The following is a 9,870-nucleotide window of genomic DNA, read 5'->3' as shown; positions in this document are numbered from 1 at the left end:
CAGCTTCAGCCTCTTGCGCGCAGCCGACCTCTTGTGTCCACATCCGCCGACTCCCGCGTGGCGCGGACCAGATCGGCGACATAGCCGATGACCTCATCCGTCAGACGCACATCGGCGACGGCGTCCACGGCTGCGTCAATGGTTGCGGCGTCGGCGACGACCTCGACGCCCAGAGCGATCGGGTCCATCTGGCCGGTGCGCGAACCATGGGCGGCGATGATGGCGCGTTCCTGCTCCAGCGACGGATAGGCCAGGACGTGTTTGAACAGGAAGCGATCCAACTGGGCCTCGGGCAGGGGATAGGTGCCCTGCTGCTCGATGGGGTTCTGGGTGGCGACGACGGTGAACCGCTTGCTGAGGGCGTGCGCCTGACCGTCGATGGTGATGTGGCGTTCCTGCATGGCTTCCAGCAGGGCGGCCTGGGTCTTGGGCGGGGTGCGGTTGATTTCGTCGGCCAGCAAAAGCTCGCAGAAGATCGGACCGCGCGTCAGGGTGAAGGCCGAGGTCTGGAAGTTGAACAGGTTGGAGCCGATAATGTCGCCGGGCATCAGGTCGGGCGTGAACTGGATGCGGCCATAGTCCAGACCCACAGCGCGGGCGAAGGCCTGGGCCAGCAGGGTCTTGGCGGTTCCGGGCGGGCCTTCCAGCAGGACGTGTCCGCCAGCGAACAGGGCGGTCAGCAACAGGTCGACGGCGCCGTCCTGACCGACAACCGCCTTGGCGATTTCGGCGCGGATGCGATCGGCGATCGCCTTCACCTCATTGACGTGCACGGGTCAGCTCCTGGTTCCAGCGATAGAGGTCGCCGGCCACCTGCATCAGGTCGCCGGGGGTCTTGGCCGCCTTGGCGCGCTCGGCCAGGGCGGAATAGGTCGTGTTCGATCCGGTCGTGCGGCTGACACGGTCGAGGAAGGCGTTCAGCTCGTCGTCGCTAAGATTACGCGGCGCCCCGATGGCGCGGGCGACGGCGGCGCGGATCAGCAGGGCATAGGGCGCGGCCATATGGTGTTCACGTTTGGCCAAGCGCACCAGACCGGCAGTGTTGTCGGCCAGCCCGCGCTTCCCTAGGGCGATGACGCGAGCATGGTCGCGCGCGGGCCCAAAACGAACCGCCGCCTGAAATCCGGCCAGGACAGCCATCGCTGCCAGGATCAGGGTCAGGCCCAGAAGCGGCGGCTCCAGCATCAGCCGCAACAGGCTGCGTGTGCGCTGGAAGCCATGCAGGGTCAGGTCGAACATCACAGGCGAACCGTCGGGGCGCAGTATTTCGATCAGATCGACCGCCGTGCGGGCGCCCGCCGTGCTCTTGAGCGCGGAGGTGTCGAGGAGGTCGGAATCCGCCAGGACATAGGTGCGGGTTTCACGGTGCATGGCCAGAACAGCCTCACCCCTTTGTGTCACCACGACAGGAATCCAGGCATCGCCGCCTATTGTCCGCAAGGCTTCGATCTGAACCGGCTTGCCGAATGGGGTTCCATCCGGACGGCGCAAGGAGACGGTCCCCCGGCCTTCTTTGTCGATCAGGGTCGTGTCCTTGAGCAGGTCTTCCGGCAGAACCTGCAGAGTGCTCTTGGCGCTGAAGGTGTTGAGGGTTTTGACCCATCCCTCGTGATTGGCGTCAGGCGCTGACGTCCACTTGGGCAGAACGATCAGGGTCGGGCTGTAGTGGATGATGTCATCAATCTGGTTCGGTCTGGTTTGCACCGACGGGGTCAGCACCAGAAGACTGTCATCCGAGGCGTCAGTCAGGACGCCCCGGTTCAGAACAACCGGGACGCCAAGATTGCGCAACAGAACGGGCAGGGCCCCGAAACCGGTTGACGCCTTTGACAGGGCGTGGCCGCCGCCGTCGTCGCCTGACTTCAGTTCCGGCGAATAGGCTGAAAGGATGCCGACACCGCCCAGCGCCAGAACGCCAATGACCAGGACCACGATCATTGTGACGGGTGAAAAGGCGCCGCTGGCTGCGCGGGATGTCCGGCTCATGCGCGCCAGCCTTCCGGCAAGGCGAAGGCCTCATAGGCGTTGCGGCAGTCGGCGAAATCTTCGGCCAGGACGGCGCCGCCGCCGAACAGACTGCGCTCAACCACCTGTCCGATTTTCATGAAGGCTGGACGTGCAGCGTCCGGCAGAGAGGTCAGGCTCGCGATCTCACGCGTTGTCAGGGAGATGCGCAGAGCGCGCGGTTGGCGTTTGCCGATATCCTCGACGCTACGGAGCAGAAGCAAGTGAGCGGCCTCGGCATAGCGGCCCTCTGCGGCCAGAGCGTCGGCGCCGGCCAGGAGGTCGCGCGCGGTCTGGGCGTCGGGCCGCCATTCAACCTCTACCGCCGTCTTTGGTTTGTCAGGTTTTGCGCGGGGAGCGCGCAGCCGCAGGATTTCCCGGACGATCAGATAAAGGATCGAGGCGGCAAGCAGGGCCAGACCGATCCACAGCGCCCATTTCAGGAACGGCGCGATGGCCTCCAGCATGTCGCCCATCCACTTGGGCCACTGCGGCATTTTAGGCGGCTGATAGCCGGTGCGGTCGAACTGGAACGAATCGTCACGCAGCAGCCGCGCGTGCGCCTGTTGCAGGGCTTCGTCGGAGGGCCTCGCCCTATCCTGCATGATTCAAAGAGGCGCGCATGGAGATGATTCAGCCATAACGGCGGTGGCTGGACAGTCAACCGTGCGTGGCGCGAGGCATGGCTTATTCTTAAAGGCGGATAAGCGAGCGGACGACAGCGACGGATTAAAATGCGGTCTTTTGATCGGGGCGCCGTCCTAGATTATAGGATTAACCAGTTCGTGGGGGCGAACATGCTGCTGGCGATTGCCTTGGGCGAAACAGTTTATTGGGCGCATCGGTGTCGGCGCCTCATCATAATGTCTTCACTGACGACCATGATCGTGGGTGCGAGCCTGTTCACAGTTCATCACTGGCATCTGATGCAGCATTTCACCACGCGATCCTAAGAAACGCGGCCTTCGTGGCTTATGTCGAGTTTGATGCGGCGAGGCGCTAGTCGACAGGCGCTGGCGGAAGCGGTGGGATTCGAACCCACGGACGGCTCTCACCGTCGCTGGTTTTCAAGACCAGTGCCTTAAACCACTCGGCCACACTTCCTTACCGGCTGCGCTCGGTCGGGCGAACGCCATAGCAGGCGAACCCCTCATTAACCAAAGCGGAAATGTCTTCTGTCACGCTGTTTTCCACTATTGTGACGAGGCGTGCCGATGACAGCAGGACGATTGATGCGCAGCGCCCTGATTTTAGGGGTGTTTTCGCTGCTGGCTGCGTGTTCGACTTTTGGCGGCGGACGCAGCGGCGGGGCTATTCCCGTCGTTAACGACCCTGCGCCGATCGTTTCGGGCACGATGCGCCCCTATCAAGTGCGCGGGCGCTGGTACACGCCGAAGGAACAGCCGGACTACGAAGAGGTCGGCATGGCCTCATGGTACGGCGACGCCTTCAACGGACGACCGACCTCGACCGGCGAACGCTTCAACATGCATGAGCTGACTGCGGCTCATAAGACCCTGCCTCTTCCGGGATTGGTCGAGGTGACGAATCTGGAGAACGGTCGACGTGTGGTCGTGCGCGTCAATGATCGTGGGCCGTTCGTGGACGGCCGGATCATCGACCTGTCGCGTGGTGCAGCGCAGGAACTGGGCATGATTTCCCAGGGCGTCGGGCGTGTGCGGGTCCGTTATCTGGGGCAGGCGCCTCGTCTGGGCGGCGGCGTCGTGCTGCAACAGGCGGAGGCGAGGCCTTCGCGGACCCCGCCTGCGTCGCAACCCGTGCCCTATGCGGTCGCTGCTGCTGCACCGCCGCCAGCACCTGTTGCTGCGCCTTCGCCGCCGATCACTCAGGTCGGAGGTGTGTGGGTGCAGGCCGGGGCATTTGCTGATCAGCGGGCTGCACGCCGAATCGCTGAACGCTTGGGCGATCGCGCAACGGTTCAGCCGGTGAACAGCGGTGGGCGTGAGTTGTATCGTGTCGTCGTCGGCCCGTGGGACGACGCAACTGCCGCCGAAAGCGCCCGTCAGGCTGTTGTGGCGCGGGGATATGCCGACGCCCTGTTGATATCCAGCCGCTAAGGCTTGCCTCCCGCGTCGCGGTCGCCATTGTGCGCGCGTGACCCGTGGAAAATTCATAACCTTTGAGGGCGGCGAGGGCGCCGGTAAGTCGACGCAGGTCGGGCGGCTTCTGGCGCGGCTTCAGCCTGTGTTGGGCGAGCGGACTGTCGTGCGCACACGTGAGCCGGGCGGCTCCAAGGGCGCGGAGGTGATCCGCAATCTGGTTGTGGCCACGGATGCCGAGCCTTGGTCGGCCATGACCGAGACCTTGCTGATGTACGCCTCGCGCTCTGACCATCTGGAACAGACAATCCGACCCGCGCTGGCTGCGGGCGACTGGGTGATCTGTGACCGGTTCGCCGATTCCAGCCGCGCCTATCAGGGGGCAGGCGGCGGCGTGGCCCAGAGCTTTATTGAGCAGATTGATGCAGGCGTCGTTGGCACGGACCAGCCAGACCTGACGCTGGTGTTTGACCTGCCGGTCGAAGTCGGTCTGGAGCGGGCGTTCGGACGAGGGTTGTTCGAAACGCGGTTTGAATCCAAGGGACTGGAGTTCCACCAGCGTCTGCGTGAGGGCTTCCTGCGCATCGTGAAGGCCAATCCCCACCGCTGTGTCCTGATCGACGCGGTCGGCACGTTGGAAGATGTCGAGGACCGGGTTTGGCGTGCAGTGCAGGACCGACTGCTGTGAGCGACGAACATCCGCGCGACCGGTTCGATCTGATCCCCGATGTGGCGGCGGAAGAGGCGTTTTTGGACGCCTGGCAACGCGGCCGTCTGCACCACGCCTGGCTGCTGTGCGGGGTTGAGGGGACGGGCAAGGCAACCTTCGCCTATCGCGCCGCTCGGCGTCTACTGGGCGCTGCGCCTGATCCGGCGCGCGGACCCTTGGGTGCGCGACGTGACGATCCGGTCAGTCGATTGATATCGGCCCAGTCGCACCCGGACCTTCTGGTGCTGGAGCGGTTGGTTGAGGGCGGCAAGATCAAGAAGTCAATCTCGGTCGATCAGTCGCGCGAATTGCCCGAGTTCTTCTCCAAGAGCCCGTCCCAGGCCCAGCATCGTGTGGCGATCATCGATGCTGCTGATGATCTGAACATCAACGCTGCCAATGCCTTGCTGAAGATTCTTGAAGAACCACCTGAGAGTGGGGTGCTGTTTCTAGTGACCCATGCGCCGGGGCGACTGTTGGCGACGATCCGGTCGCGGTGCCGTCGGCTGAGTTTTCCGATCTGGACGCCAGATCGCCTGACGACGCTGGTGCGGAACCGTACCGGTGTGGATCTGGAAGACGCTGAACATGCTGCCGCAATGGCGGGAGGATCGCCCGGCGCTGCCCTGGCTCTGGCGGCGGGAACCACGTTCGAGATGGATCAACTGGCGCGCCAGTGGGTCGAGGGCGACATCGACCGGGCCGAGGCCCTGTCCATCGCCGACAAGTTCCGTGGCGCAGAGGGGCAGGAACGGTTCGAGACCCTGATGGACCGGTTGATTGCAGCGGTGCGCATGCGGGCGCTGAGCAGCGGGCCGGGACGCGGCAATCGCTGGGCTGAACTGTGGGAGCGGCTGCAGCCGTTGCCGGACCGGGCGGCCGGGCTGAACCTTGATCGTGGCGATGTGCTGGCGGGGGCGCTGGCAGACCTGCGGCGGACGCGGGCGCAAGAAGAGAGACTGGGCTGAATGCTGATCGACAGCCATGTGAACCTGCACGCACCTCAGTTCGACGAGGACCGCGATGCGGTCATCGAACGCGCGCGGGCGGCGGGCGTCCAGTTGATGGTCGAGATTTCGGACAAGCTGACGACGTTCGAGACGACCCACGCCATCGCCATGGCGCATGACGACATCTGGTGCACGGTCGGCGTCCATCCGCATGAGGCCAAGGATGCGGCCGACCTGACGGCGCAGACCCTGATCGAACTGGCCCGGCGGCCCAAGGTGGTCGGGATCGGCGAGTGCGGTCTGGATTTTCACTATGACTTCAGTCCGCGAGACATTCAGGCGGCGGTGTTCCGTCAGCATGTGAAGGCGGCGCGCGAGACGGGGCTGCCCCTGGTCATTCACACGCGCGAAGCCGACGATGTGATGGCCGACATCCTGCGCGAGGAATATGCAGCAGGCGCGTTTCGAATGTTGATGCACTGCTACACCAGCGGCGCGGAACTGGCGAAAATTGCAGCAGAACTTGGCGCATGGTTCTCTGTTTCCGGTATTGCGACATTCAAGGCTGCGGAGGATGTGCGGGCGGTCATTCGCGACATGCCCGCCGATCGGATCATCGTGGAGACGGACTGCCCCTATCTGGCGCCGATCCCGCATCGCGGTCGCCGGAATGAACCCGCCTATGTCAGTCATGTGTTGGACAAGCTGGCTGAAATCCGGGGCTGGGACGCTGCAGAAGCCGACCAGCGAACGACGGATGCATTTTTCAGCCTTTTTGACCGGGTACCGAGACCGGCATGAGCTTTGAAGTCGTCATCCTGGGCAGCGGATCATCTGGCGGGGTGCCGCGCGGTGATGGAGACTGGGGAGCCTGCGACCCCACTGAGCCGAAGAACCGACGTACGCGTTGTTCGATGCTGGCGCGCAAGACCGGGGCGGAGGGCGTCACCAATGTCCTGATCGACACCTCGCCGGACCTGCGTGAACAGATGCTGGCCAGTGGAACCCGGCATATTGATGCGGTGCTCTATACCCACGATCACGCCGATCAGACGCACGGTATTGACGACCTGCGCACCTTCGCTGCGAGAAATAGGAAGCGGATACCGGCGTGGATGGACGCCGTGACCCATGCCTCGCTGACGCACCGCTTCGACTATATCTTCGAGACCAAGTTCGGTTATCCGCCGCTGCTGGACGGGCGGATCATTCCGCCGCACGGCACGCCGTGGTCGGTGGACGGGGCAGGCGGCGCTGTGCCGGTCATCACCTTTGATCAGGCCCACGGACCGATCCGTTCAGTCGGTTATCGGCTTGGCGACGTAGCTTACTCCAGCGATGTTTCCGATCTGGACGAAGCGGCGCTCAGAGCTGTCGCGGGCTGCCAGGTCTGGATTGTGGACGCTCTGCGATACACTCCGCATCCAACCCACGCCCATCTGGATCGCGCTCTGGAATGGATTGCCGCTGCAGACGTCGAGCGGGCTGTGTTGACGAACTTACATATTGATATGGATTACAATAAACTATCGGCAATAGTTCCTTGTAATGTTGAGGTCGCCTTTGACGGTTGGGGAAGACTGATTGACTGAGCTGTGACGTTAGTCGCGGCTTCGGCCACCAAGGCTTTGCGCTTAGCTGTCTTGGCGTCGCGCAAGCCGCTTAGTCCGCCTTCTCTACGAAGCTGTCGATCACGCGTTTTTCTCCGGCCTTGTCGAAGTCCACCAGCAGCTTGTTGCCTTCGATGACGCGGACGGAGCCGTAGCCGAACTTCTGGTGGAAGACGCGCTCGCCCTTAGCCCATTTCGAACTGGATTTGGCGGCGGTGGCGATCAGGCGTCCGTCGCCTTCGATGACGGCCTTGCGGGCTGGGATACGCGCGGGTGTCTGGGCGGCGGTGAAGGATTGGGCGCGTTTCCAGCCAGGCGAGGAATAGCCGCTGCCGAAGGATGGGGTCTCGTCCCACCGGCTTTTGGCTTCCTTCATGCCGGTCGAGGCGCCGTAATAGCCGGTGTCGGACTGCGGATCGACGTGGGCGATGGGCAGTTCATCGACGAAGCGGCTGGGCAGTTGCGAGGTCCAGCGGCCATAGACCAGACGGTTGGCGGCGAATGAAATCCGCGCGTCCTGCTTGGCGCGGGTGACGCCGACATAGGCCAGACGGCGTTCTTCCTCGAGACCCTTTTCGCCCTTTTCATCGATGCTGCGTTGGCTGGGGAAGACGCCTTCTTCCCAGCCCGGCAGGAAGACCAGCGGGAACTCCAGCCCCTTGGCGCCGTGCAGGGTCATGATCTGCACCGCCCCGTCGCCGTTCGGGTCGTCGTTGGCCCCGCGATCCAGGTCCATGACCAGCGAGACGTGCTCCAGATAGGCCTGCAGCGTTTCGAACTGCTGCATCGACTGCACCAGTTCCTTCAGGTTCTCTAGACGCGTCTGGCCGCTGGTGCGGTCGGCCTTCTGCATGTCGGTGTAGCCGCTTTCCTCCAGCACGGTCTCCATGACCTGCCAGTGGGGCGTGTCGGCGGCCAGGGCGCGCCAGCGATCCAGATCACGCACGAAGTTGGACAGGGCCGTGCGGGTGCGGGCCTGAAGTTCGTCGGTGTTGATCAGGCCGCGCACCGTGGTCAGGGCGGACAGATCATGCTGGCGGGCGATCTGAAGGACCTTCTGCACCGAGGTGTCGCCGATGCCGCGCTTGGGCACATTGACGATCCGCTCAAAGGCCAGATCGTCGTCTTCGGACAGGATCAGGCGCAGATAGGCGTGGGCGTCACGGATTTCTGCGCGCTCGAAGAAGCGGGGGCCGCCGATGACCGTATAGGGGATGGCCAGCATGACCAGCCGCTCTTCAAACGCCCGCATCTGGAAGGAGGCGCGGACCAGAATGGCCATGTCCTTGTATTTCAGCCCCGGCTTGCCCGCATGGGGGCGGCGGGCGGTCTCGATTTCGTCGGCGATCAGCCGGGCCTCGGCCTCGCCGTCCCAGACGCCGCGCACGCGGACCTTGTCGCCGCTGTCGTCGTCGGTCCACAGAGTCTTGCCCAGACGGTCGCGGTTGCCGGAAATCAGACCAGACGCGGCGCCCAGAATATGACTGGTCGAACGATAGTTACGCTCCAGCTTGATGATCTTCGCGCCGGGGAAGTCGCGCTCGAAACGCAGGATGTTGTCCACCTCGGCGCCACGCCAGCCGTAGATCGACTGGTCGTCGTCACCGACGCAGCAGACATTGCCGGTGGAGGAGGTCAGCAGCCGCAGCCACAGATACTGGGCGACATTGGTGTCTTGATATTCGTCTACCAGAATATAACGGAAGCGACGGCGATATTCCTCAGCCAGATCCGCGTGCTGCGACAGGATGGTGATGTTGTGCAGCAGCAGGTCGCCAAAGTCGCAGGCGTTCAGCGACCGCAGGCGCGCCTGATAGGCGGCGTACAGGCCCTGGCCCTTGCCGTTGGCGAAATCCTCGCCGGGCGGCAGCTTGTCTGGCGTCCAGCCACGGTTCTTCCAGTGGTCGATCAGGCCGCTGAGCGACTTGGGCGTCCAGCGTTTAGTGTCGATATTGGCCGCTTCCAGCAGCTGTTTCAGCACCCGTTCCTGATCGTCAGTGTCCAGAATGGTGAAGCTGGATTTCAGTCCGACCAGTTCGGAATGGCGGCGCAGAATCTGTGCGGCGATGGAGTGGAAGGTGCCCAGCCAGCGCAGGCCCTCGGCCGACGGGCCGATTAGGTGGGTGATCCGCTCGCGCATCTCTCGCGCGGCCTTGTTGGTGAAGGTGACAGCCAGAAGCTCCCACGGCTTGGCCCGTCCGGTCGCAAGAATATGGGCCAGCCGAGTGGTCAGGACGCGTGTCTTGCCCGTACCGGCGCCCGCGAGAACCAGAACCGGACCTTCGGTCGTCTCTACGGCCAGACGCTGTTCGGGGTTCAGGCCCTTCAGATAATCGCCAGCCTCTTGCGGCGGTTGGGCGCGCGCGAGATCGGAGATGCGGGGAGCGGGGAAATCGGTCACTGAATGGGTCTTGCTGGCTGGACGGAACCAGGCCGTCAGAATCTGGTCAGGAGAACATAAGCAGCACAGAGGGCAAAGTCAGTCCCCTGTCTGCACGTCTTCATGCAGGCGTCAGGCCTCGTTGGCGCTTCAGATG

The 9,870-nt window shown here is 63.6% G+C and carries 8 protein-coding genes, 1 tRNA gene and 1 pseudogene; 5 read left to right on the top strand and 5 right to left on the bottom strand.

What is annotated here, in order from left to right:
* Positions 1 to 14: 14 nt before the first annotated feature.
* From QZ281_RS12595 to QZ281_RS12580, 4 genes and pseudogenes are all read right to left on the bottom strand, one after another.
* A pseudogene (locus QZ281_RS12595) lies at positions 15 to 773 on the bottom strand (AAA family ATPase); the annotation flags it as partial.
* The gene (locus QZ281_RS12590) at positions 760 to 1,986 is read right to left on the bottom strand and encodes a DUF4350 domain-containing protein (protein WP_292228867.1); all 1,227 of its coding nucleotides are present in this window, start codon (positions 1,984 to 1,986) and stop codon (positions 760 to 762) included. The pseudogene QZ281_RS12595 and the gene QZ281_RS12590, both read right to left, overlap by 14 nt.
* Complete coding sequence (locus QZ281_RS12585; protein ID WP_292228865.1) at positions 1,983 to 2,609, bottom strand: hypothetical protein; 627 nt, start codon at positions 2,607 to 2,609, stop codon at positions 1,983 to 1,985. Before QZ281_RS12585 ends, QZ281_RS12590 begins: the two co-directional genes overlap by 4 nt.
* Positions 2,610 to 3,018: 409 nt before the next feature.
* A tRNA-Ser gene (locus QZ281_RS12580) sits at positions 3,019 to 3,108 on the bottom strand.
* 128 nt (positions 3,109 to 3,236) lie between these two features.
* Here QZ281_RS12580 and QZ281_RS12575 point away from each other — a divergent pair.
* Genes QZ281_RS12575 through QZ281_RS12555 form a run of 5 tightly spaced genes read left to right on the top strand, consistent with a single transcriptional unit; the run spans position 3,237 to position 7,315 of the window.
* Complete coding sequence (locus QZ281_RS12575; protein ID WP_292228864.1) at positions 3,237 to 4,082, top strand: septal ring lytic transglycosylase RlpA family protein; 846 nt, start codon at positions 3,237 to 3,239, stop codon at positions 4,080 to 4,082.
* A 37-nt stretch (positions 4,083 to 4,119) separates the two neighbouring features.
* Complete coding sequence (tmk, locus tag QZ281_RS12570; protein ID WP_292228862.1) at positions 4,120 to 4,752, top strand: dTMP kinase; 633 nt, start codon at positions 4,120 to 4,122, stop codon at positions 4,750 to 4,752.
* Positions 4,749 to 5,741, top strand: a complete 993-nt coding sequence (locus tag QZ281_RS12565) for a DNA polymerase III subunit delta' (protein WP_292228860.1) — start codon at positions 4,749 to 4,751, stop codon at positions 5,739 to 5,741. The genes tmk and QZ281_RS12565 overlap by 4 nt, the downstream gene beginning before the upstream one ends.
* The gene (locus QZ281_RS12560; protein WP_292228858.1) at positions 5,742 to 6,524 is read left to right on the top strand and encodes a TatD family hydrolase; all 783 of its coding nucleotides are present in this window, start codon (positions 5,742 to 5,744) and stop codon (positions 6,522 to 6,524) included.
* Positions 6,521 to 7,315 carry an MBL fold metallo-hydrolase gene (locus tag QZ281_RS12555; protein ID WP_292228856.1) on the top strand — a complete coding sequence of 265 codons (795 nt, stop codon included), beginning with the start codon at positions 6,521 to 6,523 and terminating at the stop codon, positions 7,313 to 7,315. Before QZ281_RS12560 ends, QZ281_RS12555 begins: the two co-directional genes overlap by 4 nt.
* Before the next feature lie 70 nt (positions 7,316 to 7,385).
* On the opposite strand, the gene QZ281_RS12550 is transcribed toward QZ281_RS12555, so the two are convergent.
* Positions 7,386 to 9,776, bottom strand: coding sequence for a UvrD-helicase domain-containing protein (locus QZ281_RS12550; RefSeq protein WP_292228915.1), 2,391 nt, complete (start codon positions 9,774 to 9,776; stop codon positions 7,386 to 7,388).
* Between the last annotated feature and the right edge of the window lie 94 nt (positions 9,777 to 9,870).

It is taken from the genome of Brevundimonas sp., assembly GCF_018608325.1.
Lineage (GTDB): Bacteria > Pseudomonadota > Alphaproteobacteria > Caulobacterales > Caulobacteraceae > Brevundimonas.
This window is presented reverse-complemented; position numbering and strand designations above follow the sequence as displayed.